This is a genomic window from Pseudoxanthomonas sp. SE1 (genome assembly GCF_029542205.1).
Lineage (GTDB): Bacteria > Pseudomonadota > Gammaproteobacteria > Xanthomonadales > Xanthomonadaceae > Pseudoxanthomonas_A.
Genome location: NZ_CP113783.1, coordinates 484389 through 499249 on the forward strand (window position 1 = coordinate 484389; position 14861 = coordinate 499249).

The following is a 14861-nucleotide window of genomic DNA, read 5'->3' on the forward strand; positions in this document are numbered from 1 at the left end:
CTTCTGGCGCGCCTACGTCAATCGGTGGGGAAGATGGACGCTGGCGCGCAGTCCGCCGCTACTGCGGTTCGACAGCGATACATCGCCACCGTGCGCGACTGCCGTGGATTTCACGGATGCCAGGCCCAGGCCGATTCCGCCCGTGGCCCGATTGCGCGAGGCATCCCCGCGCACGAAGGGCATGAACAATTGCGCTTCCTGCGTGGGATCGATACCGGGACCGTCGTCGTCCACCTGCAGGCGGTAACCGTCCCGCTCCGCCGTCAGCGCAAGCCGTGCCCGTTGTCCGTACTTGAGCGCGTTGTCGACCAGATTGGCCACCATGCGCCGCAGCGACAACGGGTCGCCTTTCATCGGTGCAGGCGAACCGTCGGCAAGCTGCACGTCGTGTCCGATATCGCGCAGGTTGTCGACCACGCTTTCCACCAGCAGGCGCAGATCGAGCGACTCGTGCGCGCGCAGGCGATTCTGGTCGTGGATGAACTCCAGCGTGGCATCGATCATCTGCGACATCTCGGCGATGTCGGCGCTGGCCTTGGCGCGGCCCTCGGCCGGCAGCGCATCCAGCCGGAACGCCAGCCGCGCGAGCGGCGTGCGCAGGTCGTGCGCGATCGCGCCGGCCATTTCGCTGCGCTCCTGCAGCAGCCGGTCGAGGCGGGCCTGCATCGCATTGAACGCGGCGGCCGCGCTGGCGATCTCGCTGGGGCCCGTCAGCGGCAATGCCGGCGCGCCGGTCTCGCGCCCCATGCGGTCGGCGGCACGCGTGAACTCGCGGATCGGCGCGGCCAGGGCGCGCGAGAACCACCATGCCAGCGGCAGCAGGGCCAGCATGCCGGCCAGGAACAGCGTCGCCAGCCGGGTGATGAAGCTCGCGCGGTTGCGCGTGTTCTCGACGACCCGCCAGCGCCCGTCGGCCTGGCGGAATGCCGCCACGAAGTCGCCCCGCAGCGGCGCATCAGGCCGCCAGCCCGGCGGGAACCGTTGCGTACCCGGGTTGCCCACGTCCTCCGGCGCACGTGCGGGTCCATCCAAGGGCGGTGCCTGCATGCCGTCGCCGGGCATCGGGGGCGGGCCGGCGGGCATGCGCGGCGGGGGAGAGAACGGCTGGGGGCCTTGCAGGTGGTAGAAGCGCACGTGCTGTACATCGCTGCCAAGCCATTGCGCCAGCAGGTCACGTACGAAGGGCGAGGCGCGATAGCGTGCAGGATCGGGTGCGGGGGGCTGCCCGGCGTCGTAGACCGTCAGATCCGGGCCGGTGGCGGGCATGCGCGACGACAGCAGGGCCGTCAGTTCGCTGAAGGCGATGCCATCGACCGGCGGGCGGTACAGCAGCACCGCCATGCCGATCGCGTACGCCACCACCAGTGCAGCCAGCAGCAGGAGGAAGGTCCGCGCGAAGAGCGGCAGGCGACGCAGGCGCGCGGTCACCGGCGCACCACGGACGGCAGCAGCATGTAGCCTTCGTTGCGGACCGTGCGGATCATCTCCTTGCCGCCGCGTTCGCTGAGCTTGCGGCGCAGGCGGCTGACCTGGCTGTCGATCGCGCGATCATAGACGTCGACGTTGTGGCCGCGCGCGTAGTCCAGCAGTTGGTCGCGGCTCAGGACGCGTTGCGGGTGCTCGACGAAAGTGCGCAGCAGGGTGAACTCGCCATCGGACAGCACGATGTGTGTGGCCGTGGGATCGCGCAGCTCCCGCCGCGCGACGTCCAGGCTCCAGCCGTCGAAACGGTACTGCAGTCCACTCGCCGATGCAGCTGCGGGCTCGTCGTCGGTCGGCGGTGGATTGCGCCGGAGCAGGGCGCGCACGCGCGCCAGCAGTTCGCGCGGATTGCAGGGCTTGGCAAGGTAGTCGTCTGCGCCGACTTCCAGCCCGATGATGCGATCGGTGTCCGTGCCCAGCGCGCTGAGCATGATGACCGGCGGACCGGCTTCGCTCGCAAGCCGCCGCGCGGCCGACAGGCCATCCTCGCCCGGCATCATCACGTCCAGTACCACGAGGTCGGGACGACGTCGGGCGATCGCCTCGCGCATCGAGGCGACATCGGCCGCCACGTCCACGCGATACCCGTGTTCGCGCAGGAAATCGCCGATCAGGGTGCGCAGTTCGGGGTCGTCATCGACCACCAGGATGTAGGAACTCAGGTCCATCTTGCAGCGTCGCAGCAGCGTTCGTGGGAAGTATGCGCCATTCCCCGACCGGCCCTGCCCCGGAAAAGAAGCCGCCACACGGCGTGGCGGCGAGGATTCCTTGGGATCGAGGACACGGTTGGTCTGGCGCCAACATGGGGGCAGCCTGCCCTGCATGCGTGCCGCCGATGTGTCGGCATGTGACGGCGTGTGTCGCAGCCCGGAGGGTGCGGTGACACGCACGGGCAAATGCAGGCGACATGGCGCACGCAGGCTGCGACTTCCCCCGACACCGGCGCATGCCATGCCCGCTCCCTCCCTGCGCCTGCTCACCCGCGACAACGGGGTTGGCCTCAGTCGCGACCTGCGGTTGATGGCGGAAGGCCTGTTCCAGGCAGGCTTCGACTGCGAACGGGTGGCTTTCGGGGCGGGTGGGCGCTCGGGCAAGGCGATGGAGCTGGACCTGTGGGTACGCCGGCTTCGGCATGGCCGGACCGATCTGCAGATCTTCCTGGAGCGCATCTACCCGCGTTGCCTGCCGCTGTCGAAGCGCAACGTGCTGGTGCCCAATCCCGAGTGGCTGCTCGACAGGTGGCGTCCGCTGCTGCCGCGGTTCGACCTGGTCCTGTGCAAGACCCGGCATGCGCAGCGCATCTTCGAAGCGCGCGGATGCCCGACGGCGTACATCGGCTTCAGCAGCGAAGATCGGCGTGATGTGTCGGTGCCGCGCGAGCGCGCCTTCTTCCATCTCGCCGGCAGCAGTGCGGCCAAGGGCACCGAAGTGCTGCTGACGGCATGGCGCCGGCATCCGGAGTGGCCACGGTTGACGGTCGTCCAGGCCGAGCGCCACGCGCGCCCCGGGCCGGCGGCACCGAACATCGAGCACCGGATCGGCTACCTCGACGATGGTTCCTTGCGCTGGTTGCAGAACCGGCACGTATTCCATGTGTGCCCGTCGGAAGTGGAAGGATACGGGCACCATCTCGTCGAAGCGATGAGTGTCGGGGCTATCGTGCTGGCCACCGATGCGGCGCCGATGAACGAGCACGTGACGCACGATCGAGGCGTGATGATCGGCGCGAGACCCGGGCATCGGCAGGGCCTGGCGCTGACCCATGACGTGACCGTTGAAGCCATTGAACAGGCCGTCGACTACGCGCTGTGCCTCACCGGACTGCAGCGCGCAGCGATGGCCGAGGCAGCGCGCACGCACTACCTGGCCAGCCGCCGTCAGTTCCACGCGCGCATGCGGGCCATTGTCCCTGCGCTGATGGGCGACGCTGCGCGGCGCGTGGTCGCGGATTGTGCGCCGTGAACCCGCGGCGCCTGCAGCAGCACGCCCGTCTCGCGGAGGCTTTGCGCGAAGCGGCCGACCCGTCAGGGCACGGCCACGTCCGGCGTCGGGTATTTCTGGTGGGATGTCCGCGCTCGGGCACGACGCTGCTTCAATCGCTGTTGCATGCGCACCGTCATATCCGGTCCCTGCCCGAAACGCACTTCCTGCCGCGGCTGCTTGGCAGCGAAGAGCATCGCCGCAGTGCTGCCGACCGGCCTCGTAGCCCCGTGGCCCTGCTGAAGTGCTGGCGACGCGAATCGCTTGCGAAGTGGGGCCTGGTCGATCCGCGTCGCGCCGCGCGCGCGTGGGCGTTCCTTCGCGAACTGGACCTTCCGGCTCACGTGCCCGATGAGGGTCGGGGGCGCCTGCGCACGCAGATGCAGGCCTTCGTCCGTACGCTGGACGCGCATGCGCTGGTCGTGCACAAGCCCGTCTGGGTGGAGAAGACGCCGGATCACCTGTTCTACATCGATGGCCTGCGTGCGCATGTCGCCGACGCACGCTTCATACATATCGAGCGTGACGGCAGGCAGGTGGTGGGCTCGCTCTATCGCGCCGCCCGCGAGCATCCCGGTTGGAGGCCGTTCCTGTCGCTGGAGAAGTGCGTGGACCGGTGGGACACCGCGCGACAGGAAAGCGAGCGCTGGCGCGGCGATCCGCGGCACCTGCACGTGAGCTATGAAGCATTGGTGCGTGAGCCGCGCGAAAGCATGGCGCGCGTGCTGGCGTTCCTCGGGTGCGAGCCTGACGACACGCTGTGGTCGCGCTACCGCGCGATGGCGGGCGGCCTGATCCGCGCGGACGAGCCATGGAAAACGGGCAACCTGCAGCCCCTTCGTGCCCGCGATGCATTCGGCGACGTTCTCGATGCGTCGCAGCGCTGCTGGGTAGAGTCCGCGCTCGCCGCCCGCGCAGGCAAGCGCGCGGGCGCGCATGCGCCTGCACCCGGTGCGACGGCGCTGACACACGCCGGCATCCGCGCGCCACATGCATGAGCCATGCTGCATCCCTGTTCCACCCGGCATGGAGGGACGGCGCGGTGGCCACCCCTCTCCCACGTCCCGTTCCGTCCCTCCGTGCCGGCCCTGTGGCGACATCATCCTTCCCTTCCGTGACCCTGCGAGGAGATCCTTTGTCCTACGTCCCGTTCTTTCGCGGCCTGGCTCTTGCCGGAATGGCCTTCGGCCTCGCCGCCTGCTGCACGTCTCTCCCGCCGCCGCACCGTCCGCCGCCCCCGTTCGGGCCGGGCGGCCCGCCACCCCATGCGCGAGGCCATGGCGGCATGCCGCTCCCGCCCACCGATTTTGAAGAAGCGGTCGAGGCCTGCGCGGACGAACTCGATCTGCCGCCGCCATCCTCCGATGATCGACATGCACCTCCGGCATTGACCGACGACCAGCACGCGCTGCTGGATGCGTGCCTCGGGGAGCAGGGTTTCGTGCCTCGATCCCACCCGCCCGAAGACGAAGAAGATCCGGCGTGATCCCATCGCCGTATCCGGACTGCGAGCGATCGCCTGCCATCATGGCCTTGCGTGCCACCTGAGCGTGATGTGCGTGCCTGCGTGCCAACGCAGGGGCTGACGACGGACGTGCTGGACCGCCTCATCGCAGGCGCCGCCAGCGCGGCCGTGGTGGCGCTTGCGTTGCTGGTACTGATGTCCCAGCGTCCCGTGTCGCAAGGGGAGGGAATGGAGGAGCCGTCGTTGCGGCTGCGCTTCATCACCCGTGATCGTGCGGCGGAGGAACGACCGCCCCAGTCCACGCATACCGATGCCGCGTCACGCGGGGGTGCAGCATCGCCGGTCCATCCAGTCGCGTCTTCCGCATCGCAGGCCCCTGTAACCGCGCGACAGACAGAGCTGCGCGCCATGCTCTACGGGCGCGACGGACGCCTTCGCGTGCCCGATGGCATCGGCATGCCAGCACCTGCGCCAGGTCGGCCACCTGGCAGCGCACCCGGCGCACGGCAGGCGGATGCGCGCGGTCCATTCGATCGCATCAACCCGATCGACTATCGGGAGACCCGCTTCGATCGCGCATGGCGGGGAAAGGGCACCGCGGGCGATGTCGCACTGGAGAATGCGCATGGTTCGGTGACCGGCGGCGCGGTGAGCATACCGCTCGGCACGGGAGACCAACCCGCGCGTGCGCGACCACCCCCGTCGGTGCGCTTCAACCCCGCGCTGCACGAGCGGGTGGCGGACCTGGGCAGCGAAGCCACCGGCGATGCCTACAAGGCCGCGCCGATCGCAGAGAAGCCGGCGCCCGGGCTCGATGGCGCGGCCAGTCGGGCCATCCACGAGCAACTGGCGATCCTCGGACAGGATTTCGCCCACTGCCGGGCATCGCTGCTCGCCGAGTTCGCACGGCCGGTGCGCCTGCACCTGTCGCAGCTCGAAGGCATCGAGTACGCCTTCGCCCACGGTGCCGATCCCGTGCGCGCCGAACACCTGTTGCCGCGTGAAGCGGACATGGCCTACACGCTGGCGTGGCGCGCCGTGTGGCACGCCCGCCAGAAACTCGCCGCGTGCAGTCGCTGAGCGCCGCGCAGCCTTTGCGTGCGCGCTAGGGCCCGGCGTTCTTCGCTGCACGTACGCGGGCGACGTGCTGCATGATGTCCACGAACGGCGCCACCCAGTACACGTCGGGATGGGCGGCCAGGTGCCGCAGCAATGCTTCGTGTGCGTCGCTGGAGACAGCGAGGTGGTCGCCGCCGATGCCATGGAAGGTGAAGTTGACCATCGTGCCCTTTCGCGCCGCCTCTTCGACGCGGGCGATCAGCGCTTCGCCGGTCACCTCGACCGGAACGTCGACCGGCACCGCCATCGGATCGAGTGTCGCCATGTCCTCGATCACGCCGCCCTGTCCCAGCTTGATCGCCACGAATGCCGGCGCGACGGCGTCGACATAATTGCCGTCGCGCGCCCGCGTATCTCCGCAGGGCACGGTCATGGTCCGTTCGTGCCTGCCATCCAGCGCGGCCAGCATGACGTTCGCCAGCAGCACCTGGTCGCGCATCTGCGCCACGGTGACGCTGTCGAGATCGCGGTGTGCCTCCACCCATGCGCGATCAGGCCGGGAGCCCGAGCATTGGTGGAACAGGCTGTGGTTTCCCAGCTCGTGGCCGTTGCGTGCGGCGGACACCCACTCCTGCTGCCGCGCACGCAACGTGTCGGAGGACAGCGTCAGATAGAACGTGCCCTTCAGGCCGTGGCGGTCGAGCGCGGGAATTGCGTTGTCCAGTTGCGACGGAACCGCATCGTCGTAGGCCAGGCTCACGGCGGCACGACGTCCATCGGGCCACGCGAAAGCATCTGCGGCGGAGGTGGGTGCGCCCGGCAGCAACAGCAACATGACAAGCAGCGGACGCATGGCGGACTCTCCTAAGCCGTGTGGTCAGTGCACCAGGGTCTGGATCGCGCGCGCCGGGATGGTGACCACGGCCGAGGCCTGGCCTACGTAGAAGTTGTAGGCGATCTCCTTGTCGGTGGGGTTCATCACGACCGTGGCCAGGCGTCCGTCGGGATTGGCGAAGGACGTCGCCAGCAGGGTGCTGCGGCTGGTGGCGGTGCTGACGCGACGCGCTTCGGGACGGATGAACTTCGAGAAGTGCCCGATGTAGTAGTAGCTGGGCGTGTAGATCAGCTCGCCGGTGCGTGTATCGGCGTGGAGCGGCGCGAAGCAGTAGTTGCCCACGTGATTCGGGCCACCCTTCTCGTCCAGCAGCATGTTCCAGTCGGTCCAGCCGACGGCGCCGTTGTTGAGGTCGTGGATCATCGAAGTCCCGTAGCGTTCGGCATTCGGCCAGTGCTGGTAGCGCGCCGGGTCGAACTTCTCGACCGCCGCCTCGGTGAGCAGCACCGGCTTGTCGGGAAACGCCTGCGTCACCGCCGCCACGTTGCGGTACATCGGGTCGAAGCCCGCCCAGGTCTCGTACCAGTGGAAACCGAGGCCCCAGGCATACTTCGCTGCCTCCGGGTCGCCGAGGATCACCTGGGCGCGGTACAGCATCATGTCGCGGTTGTGGTCCCACACGATGATCTTCTTGTCGGCGTAGCCGGCCGCGTGCATGGTCGGGCCGAGGTGCTGCTTGAGGAAATCGCGCTCTTCTTCGGCCGTGTACAGCATCGACTCCCACGTCTGCGTGGCCATCGGTTCGTTCTGCACGGTGATGCCCCAGATCGGCGCCCCTTCCTTCTCGTAGGCCTGGATGAACCTGACGAAATAGTTCGCCCATGCCTGCCGGTACTCGGGCAGCAGCGCGCCGCCACGCAGCATGTGGTTGTTGGTCTTCATGAAGGCGGGCGCGCTCCATGGACTGGCGAACAAGGGCAGCTCGCCGCCGGCGGCGGCGATGGCCTGCTTGATCATCGGCAGGCGGGCCTGGCGGTCATGGTCGATCGAGAACGTCTGCAGCGCCTTGTCGCCTTCCTCGATGTAGGTGTAACTGGCCGAGCTGAAATCGGAGCTGTGGATGGTGGTGCGTGCCAGCGAGTAGCCGATCCCTTCCTGCTTGTCGTAGTACGCACGCATGAATTCGGCCTGTTTCGCAGGCGGGAGCCCGGCATAGACCTCGGCGGTCGAGTCGGTGATGGCGCCGCCGATGCCCAGCAACGACTGGAACCGCACGGCGGGGTCCACGAAGACCGATGTCTCGACCTCCGTCAGCGTGTGCCCCGGCGTGAGCGCGACGGTGCCTGTTTCGCTGAGGCGCTGGGAGGAGCCCTGCGCGGTCGTGTAGATGGTCACCGTGGGGGCGGATGGCATGGAGGTCTCCCGGGGGGCGGCGGCACCCGCGCCCGCCATTCCGGCGGCCAGGGCCACGCCAAGCGTAATGGCGGAGAACGATGGGGTGGAATGCATGTCGGCGCCTCGTGTGGAAGTGTGCAGCCGGCCGCCGCGTGGGGGCGTCGGATGCACGGTAGTTGACAGCGCTGTCATAGCGTTGCTACACCTTGCTGTCAACCGATTGCGCGCCGGGTGGCGGAAAACGGGATGCATGCAGCGTCCATCGCGTGCGTGCATCGGATGTGTGTTGCCGTGCAGCAACGGTTTGCGCGTGATCACCGGCACCGCAGGGTCCCACCCGTGATGGTGCGGCATGTCGTACTGATCGAGGGGCGGGTCGTGCGGTATCCAAGCAGCGGGCATCGCTGTCAGAATCCGGCGTCGTGCCGGGAGGGTGGACGAGTGGAGCAGGAGCATCCCAATGCGTAGTCGGATCGAAGACGTGGCTGCGGCTGCAGGCGTGTCCATGAAGACCGTGTCGCGCGTGCTCAACAATGAGCCGAACGTCCGTGAAGAAATGCGCCAGCGGGTCATGAAGGCCGTCGACCAGCTGCAATACCGTCCCAATCTGTCGGCGCGCAGCCTGGCCGGGCAGCGCTCGTATGTCATCGCGCTGGTCTACAACAACCCGTCGCGCAACTACCTGATGGAGATCCAGAGCGGCATGCTGGATGCCTGCCGCGACAACCACTACAACCTGGTGCTGGCACCGGTCGGTGCGCCGAAGCAGCGCAAGGCCGACGATCTGAAGGTGGTGTTCGAGCACTTCGCGCCGGACGGCGTGGTGTTGATTCCTCCGCTGACCGACGATCCCGTGGTGCTGGAATTCCTGGAAAAGCATGAAGTTCCATTCGCCTGCATCGCGCCGAAGCATCCGGAGCACCGCATCGGCGTGATGATGGACGAGACGGCCGCCGTGCTCGAACTGATCGCCGGGCTACTGGCGCAAGGCCATCGCCGCATCGGCCACATCAAGGGTCCACCAGCGCATGGCGCGTGCCAGTGGCGCTTCAAGGGTTACAAGGACGCATTGCGTGCATCGGGGCTGGAGTACGACGCGGAGCTGGTGGTGCAGGGCGCCTTCTCGTTCGAGTCCGGCATCGAAGCCGGCAATCGGCTGCTCGACCTGCGCCGGCCACCGACCGCGATCTTCGCGGCCAACGACGACATGGCCGCCGGCGTCATCCGCGCGGCGTGCGAGCGCGGGCTGGCGGTGCCGCGCGACATTTCGGTGTGCGGCTTCGATGACACGCCCATCGCGCGCCACATCTATCCCGCGTTGACGACGGTGCGGCAGCCCACGTCTGAAATGGGCAGGCTGGCCACGTTGCAACTGCTGGCGCGCATCCGCACGGCGGATGCCGGGAGCATGGTGCACGTAGAACACGAAGTGCTGTTCCGCGAATCGACGCAGCCACCCGCGCGGCGCTGAAGCAGGCGCATTCCTCACCGGCTAGGTCCTGGATCCCGGCGGCGCCAAGCGCGTCCGGGAAGGTGGAAGCCGTGCGCGCATTCCATACCAATAGAAAACCTTCCGTGTGGTCGAGCAGGAATTATTTTCAGTTTCCCTGCAGCGGCACGCAGGAGAGAAAACGGTTTCAGCTGCGACGCAACATGAAGAATAGTGCTTGAAACAAGCCTTTTTCTTCAAATCACTCATCGAATCACGGAAAGTTGACAACGCTGTCAATCACGCGTCCAATTCGGCCCAATGTGAAAGGGGACAGAGGCCTCGAGCACACACACCAACGCCATTCGTGAATTTCCGGAGAGGGGAAAGTCCATGAAGCAAGTGCAATCCGTTCCAAGAAAGCGGGTGCTTACATCCGCATTGCTGCTCGCACTCGCAGGACCCGCATGGGCCCAGCAGACCGAGTCCCAGGGCAACGCCGGGCCGGCGCCCGCGACCGCAGGCGAGGTGGATCCCGCCACGCTGGATACCGTCGTGGTCAAGGGCATCCGCGCGAGCCTCGAGTCCTCGATGAACCTCAAGCGCGATGCGCAGGGTGTCGTCGATGGCATCGTCGCCGAGGACATCGGCAAGTTCCCGGATACCAACCTCGCCGAATCGCTCCAGCGCATCAGCGGTGTGTCGATCGATCGCACGTCGAGCGGTGAAGGCTCCAAGGTCACCGTGCGCGGCATGGGGCCGGACTACAACCTGGTGCTGCTCAACGGTCGCCAGATGCCGGCGTCCAACCTGGGCAGCGGCGGTGCGGGCTCGTCCACCTCGCGCTCGTTCGACTTCGCCAACCTGGCGAGCGAATCGGTGTCCGAGATCCGCGTGTTCAAGACCGGTCGCGCCGACAATCCGACCGGCGGCATCGGCGCCACCATCGACGTGCGTACAGCGCGTCCGCTGCAGGCCGAGCCGGTCGCGACGTTTGGCCTGAAGGCGGTCAACGACAGCTCCAACGGCAACCTGCCGAAGACCATGCAGGGCAGCGATTTCACGGGCGAGATGTCGGGCATCTTCAGCCAGACCTATGCCGATGGCCGTTTCGGCGTCGCGCTCAGCGGCAGTTATCAGGAGCGTGATTCCGGCTTCAACCAGGCATCGGTGGCCGATGGCTGGCTGACCTTCTACGGCGACAACTCCAACAGCTGGCAGCGCCTGCCGCTTCCCGGCGAAACCTACTATGACCGCATCGACAACCGTCCGGGCCTGGACGATGTCTACGCGCGTCCGCAGAACACCGGCTACAGCGTCAACGGCGTGCAGCGCCAGCGCACCAACGGCCAGGTGACGCTGCAGTGGGCGCCGACCGACAACGTGACGACCACGCTGGATTACAACTACATCGAGAACAAGGTTCAGCAGCAGCGCAGCGAGCTGTCGGTGTGGTTCAACTACGGCCCGGGCGACAGTTCATGGACCGATGGCCCGGTTGCGGCGCCGATCATCTATTCCGAAGACATGACCAACGCCGACCTTTCGATGGGCGGCATGCAGCTGGCGACCAAGACCACCGGTGATTCGCTGGGCTTCAACGTCGAGTGGGAAGTCACCGACAATCTCAATCTCGAGTTCGACTACCACAACTCCAGTTCCGAATCGAAGCCGGACAGTCCGCTCGGGTCGGCCGGCGTGCTCGGCGTGGCTGCGTATGTGCGCGGTACCACCACGGTCGATTACAGCGGCGAGATCCCGATCGTCAACGTCCAACTGCCGCCCGGCCAGACCGAGGTGCTCGCATCGCAGGCGCTGGTGACCGGTTCGGTGTTCCAGAACAGCTACAACAAGTCCGAGGTCGAACAGCTGCAGGCCAAGGGCCGCTTCGAGTTCGGTGATTACTCCGGGCTGGACTTCGGCGTGTCGGCCATCGATGTGCAGAACCGGTCGGCCTCGTCCGTGATGCAGCGCGATACCTGGGGTGGCGTCGGCACGCCGGCGGACTATGACGACAGCATCTGGTACGTCGACCACATGTCGCGCTATTTCGAAGCCTTCGGCAACCACAACAACCCGAACTGGACCGACGCGTTCCTCGTGTTCGACTTCGAGCGCCTGCGCCAGGCCGCGATCGACGAATCCGGCTGCGCGAGCTGCTACCAGATGCCGACCGAGTTCACCGACGACATGCGCACGACCGAGAAGTCGAAGAGCGCCTATGTGCAGTGGACCACGATGTTCGACTGGTCCATGCCGCTGCATGTGGCCCTGGGTGTCCGCTACGAGAAGACGGAAGTCGTTTCCACGGCGCTCGAGCGTGTCGGCGAAACCATCAGCTGGGTGGCGGCGAACGAGCTGTACGTGAACTACGCGGCCGAGCAGACGTTTGGCCGGCGCGAGGGCGACTACGATTATTTCCTGCCGAACCTGGACCTGAAGCTGGATATCAGCGACAGCATGGTGCTGCGCGGCAGCTACAGCCAGACCATCGGTCGTCCCGGCTGGGGTGCGATCCGCGGCGGCCAGCAACTGGCCAATGTCGTCCGTATCACCGGCGGCGACGGCAGTCGCGGCGACCCGTCGCTGGAGCCCCTGCTTTCGGACAACTTCGATCTGTCGTTCGAGTGGTACTACAGCCCCGGCAGCTACTTCTCGGTCGGCTACTTCCGCAAGGACATCAAGAACTTCATCAGCGACACCATCGTGCGCGAAGAACCGTTCGCCCTGCATACCCCGGTGGGCGGCACCTACTGGAACAATGCGCTCGCCGCGGGCTGCCTGGCGACGGACGGCGACTGCATCCGCAACTACATCTTCGCCAACCATGCCGGGGATCCGGGTGTCGATGCGGTCGCCGGTACGATCACGGGCCAACCGGGCGACCCGATCGCCGGGTTCAACATCACCGTTCCGGCCAACCAGCGGTCGGATACGCTCGATGGCTTCGAGATCAATGTCCAGCACCTGTTCGGCGACAGCGGTTTCGGTATCGCGGCCAACTACACCAAGGTCGATTCGGGGCTGACGTTCGACGACACGGACCTGGGTGACCAGTACCCGCTGGTGGGCCTGAGCGATTCGGCCAACGTGGTGGCGTTCTACGACAAGGGGCCGTGGCAGGTCCGCGCGGCGTACAACTGGCGCGACGAGTTCTTCAACGGCGTCGGCGGGCAGGGCAACAACCCGAACTACGTCGAAGAGTACGGCCAGTTCGACATGAACGTGAGCTACCAGGTGACGCCACAGCTGACGATCAGCCTGGAAGGCATCAACCTCACCGACGAGACGATGCGCACCCACGCCCGTCACGAGAACATGGTGCGGTTCGCCACCCAGACCGGCCCGCGCTACATGTTCGGCCTGCGGTACAAGTTCTGACCGCAGCGGTGCGATCCAGGGACGGAGTCGTCGGCAGGTCCGGCGGCTCCGTCTTTCTTTGCCCCATGTGATCGGGCACGATGCCACGGGTTGCGCTGTTCCGCCCGGTAGCCTGCGAGAGCCGATGAGCCAGCACGTCCTGTTGAACAATGTCGAGCACCGGACGCTCCGCGTGCGGGCCGGCCATGGCGCCGCACTCGGCGATGCCGTGATGCGGGCACTGACATTCCCTGCCGAGTTCCGCGAGCTGCAGGCGCACTACCCGATCGTGTTCGCGCGCGACGGCGAAGGGCGCTTCGTTCCGCTGGCGCTGTTCGGCCTGCGGGAGGGCGAAAACCTCTTTCTCGAAGGGGAGCGCTGGGACGCCACGTATGTCCCGCTGTCCGTCAGGCGGCAGCCCTTCCTGGTCGGGGTATCCGGCGAAGAGCGGCTGCTGCATGTCGATCTCGGTCACCCGCGTGTCCGCGACGGGGGTGGCGAGGCGCTGTTCCATGACCATGGCGGTGCCACGGAGTTCCTGGAGCGCGTGAAGTCCGTGCTGCTGGCGCTGCATGATGGCGTCGTCGCCACGCCCGCCTTCATCGACGCCTTGCTGGAGCACGATCTGCTGGAATCGTTCGTGCTCGACGTGAAGCTGGATGACGGATCGCACAACCGGCTCGCGGGCTTCCATACCATCGACGAGGCACGGCTGCAGGCATTGTCGGGAGATGCACTGGAGCGACTGGCGCGCGATGGCCATCTGCTGCCCGTCTACATGGTGCTGGCATCGATGTCGCGCTTCCGCGATCTGATCGAACGGACCAACCAACGCCGTGCTGCCGGTCGCTGAGCCCATCGACGAGATCGCTGGCTGCGGTCCGCAGTCGCTGCCGGAGGCTGTGCTGCTTGGAGCACGGCCGGTGGTCCTGCGGGGGCTGGTCTCGGCCTGGCCCGTCGTGCAGGCGGCACGGGCATCGGCGGTGGCGGGCATCGACTACCTCAAGCGGTTCGACCATGGCGGCATGCCCGTCGTGGCCACCGTCGCTCCGCCCGAGGCGAAGGGGCGCGTGTTCTACAACGAGGACCTGAGCGGCTTCAATTTCCGTCGTGAGCAGGTGCCGCTGTCCGTCGCGCTCGACACGCTGCGCAAGTATCTCGATGCGGCAGCGCCGCCTTCCATCTACGTGGCCTCCACCACGCTCGACACCTTCCTGCCGGGATTCCGCGCCGAGAACGACGTCGATCTCCGCCAGCGCGATCCACTGGCCAGCATCTGGATCGGCAACCGCAGCCGGATCGCCGCGCACCAGGATGTACCGGACAACCTCGCCTGCGTGGTCGCGGGTCGCCGCCGGGTGACGCTGTTCCCGCCGGAGCAGCTGGAGAATCTCTACATCGGTCCGTTGGACCACACGCCCGCGGGGCAGGCGGTGAGCCTGGTCGATTTCGCCGCCCCTGATCCTGAGCGGTTCCCGAGGTTCGCCAAGGCCATGGAGCAGGCCCGGACCGCGGTGTTGGAGCCGGGCGATGCGGTGTTCATCCCCAGCATGTGGTGGCACCACATGGAAGGCCTGGATGCTTTCAACGTGCTGGTGAATTACTGGTGGCGTGCGTCGCCCGCGTGGATGGATACGCCGATGAACGCACTGATGCTGGCCATCATGAGCGTGCGCGACCTTCCCGTGCACGAGCGCGCGGTGTGGAAGGACGTGTTCGACCACTATGTTTTCGACTATGACGAGGAACGGGACGCCGGCCACGTGCCCGAAGCGGCACGGCGCGTGCTCGCGCCTCTCGATGAAGCCCGTGTCCGCCACCTGCGCGCGCTGCTGCTGCAGCGCCTCAACCGTTGA

General features: G+C 66.9%; 12 protein-coding genes. 8 read left to right on the forward strand and 4 right to left on the reverse strand.

Annotated elements, in window-relative coordinates:
- Nucleotides 1-12: 12 nt before the first annotated feature.
- Both OY559_RS02265 and OY559_RS02270 read right to left on the reverse strand, forming a co-directional pair.
- Nucleotides 13-1428 carry an ATP-binding protein gene (locus tag OY559_RS02265; protein ID WP_277728516.1) on the reverse strand — a complete coding sequence of 472 codons (1416 nt, stop codon included), beginning with the start codon at nt 1426-1428 and terminating at the stop codon, nt 13-15.
- Complete coding sequence (locus OY559_RS02270; RefSeq protein ID WP_277728517.1) at nt 1425-2150, reverse strand: response regulator; 726 nt, start codon at nt 2148-2150, stop codon at nt 1425-1427. The genes OY559_RS02265 and OY559_RS02270 overlap by 4 nt, the downstream gene beginning before the upstream one ends.
- Nucleotides 2151-2433: 283 nt before the next feature.
- On the opposite strand from OY559_RS02270, the gene OY559_RS02275 reads away from it, so the two are divergent.
- The 4 genes from OY559_RS02275 to OY559_RS02290 all read left to right on the forward strand — a co-directional run bounded on the left by OY559_RS02275 (nt 2434) and on the right by OY559_RS02290 (nt 6007).
- Nucleotides 2434-3444: a glycosyltransferase gene (locus OY559_RS02275; RefSeq protein ID WP_277728518.1), complete on the forward strand. Its 1011-nt coding sequence runs from the start codon at nt 2434-2436 to the stop codon at nt 3442-3444.
- 98 nt (nt 3445-3542) lie between these two features.
- Nucleotides 3543-4460, forward strand: a complete 918-nt coding sequence (locus tag OY559_RS02280) for a sulfotransferase family protein (RefSeq protein ID WP_277729890.1) — start codon at nt 3543-3545, stop codon at nt 4458-4460.
- Between the two features lie 137 nt (nt 4461-4597).
- Nucleotides 4598-4948: a hypothetical protein gene (locus OY559_RS02285; protein ID WP_277728519.1), complete on the forward strand. Its 351-nt coding sequence runs from the start codon at nt 4598-4600 to the stop codon at nt 4946-4948.
- A 51-nt stretch (nt 4949-4999) separates the two neighbouring features.
- On the forward strand, nt 5000-6007 hold the full coding sequence (locus OY559_RS02290) for a hypothetical protein (protein WP_277728520.1): 1008 nt from the start codon (nt 5000-5002) through the stop codon (nt 6005-6007).
- A gap of 25 nt (nt 6008-6032) precedes the next feature.
- Here the strand turns inward: OY559_RS02290 and OY559_RS02295 are convergent, their stop codons facing one another.
- Nucleotides 6033-6839, reverse strand: coding sequence for a polysaccharide deacetylase family protein (locus OY559_RS02295; RefSeq protein ID WP_277728521.1), 807 nt, complete (start codon nt 6837-6839; stop codon nt 6033-6035).
- 24 nt (nt 6840-6863) lie between these two features.
- Nucleotides 6864-8273: a glycoside hydrolase family 30 protein gene (locus tag OY559_RS02300; protein WP_277729891.1), complete on the reverse strand. Its 1410-nt coding sequence runs from the start codon at nt 8271-8273 to the stop codon at nt 6864-6866.
- Nucleotides 8274-8676: 403 nt separating this feature from the next.
- Here OY559_RS02300 and OY559_RS02305 point away from each other — a divergent pair, with 403 nt between their 5' ends.
- The 4 genes from OY559_RS02305 to OY559_RS02320 all read left to right on the forward strand — a co-directional run bounded on the left by OY559_RS02305 (nt 8677) and on the right by OY559_RS02320 (nt 14861).
- On the forward strand, nt 8677-9687 hold the full coding sequence (locus OY559_RS02305; RefSeq protein WP_277728522.1) for a LacI family DNA-binding transcriptional regulator: 1011 nt from the start codon (nt 8677-8679) through the stop codon (nt 9685-9687).
- A 351-nt stretch (nt 9688-10038) separates the two neighbouring features.
- Nucleotides 10039-13026 (forward strand): TonB-dependent receptor, encoded by a 2988-nt coding sequence (locus OY559_RS02310; RefSeq protein WP_277728523.1) that lies wholly within the window; start codon nt 10039-10041, stop codon nt 13024-13026.
- 124 nt (nt 13027-13150) lie between these two features.
- On the forward strand, nt 13151-13858 hold the full coding sequence (locus OY559_RS02315; RefSeq protein WP_277728524.1) for a SapC family protein: 708 nt from the start codon (nt 13151-13153) through the stop codon (nt 13856-13858).
- On the forward strand, nt 13845-14861 hold the full coding sequence (locus OY559_RS02320) for a cupin-like domain-containing protein (RefSeq protein WP_277729892.1): 1017 nt from the start codon (nt 13845-13847) through the stop codon (nt 14859-14861). Before OY559_RS02315 ends, OY559_RS02320 begins: the two co-directional genes overlap by 14 nt.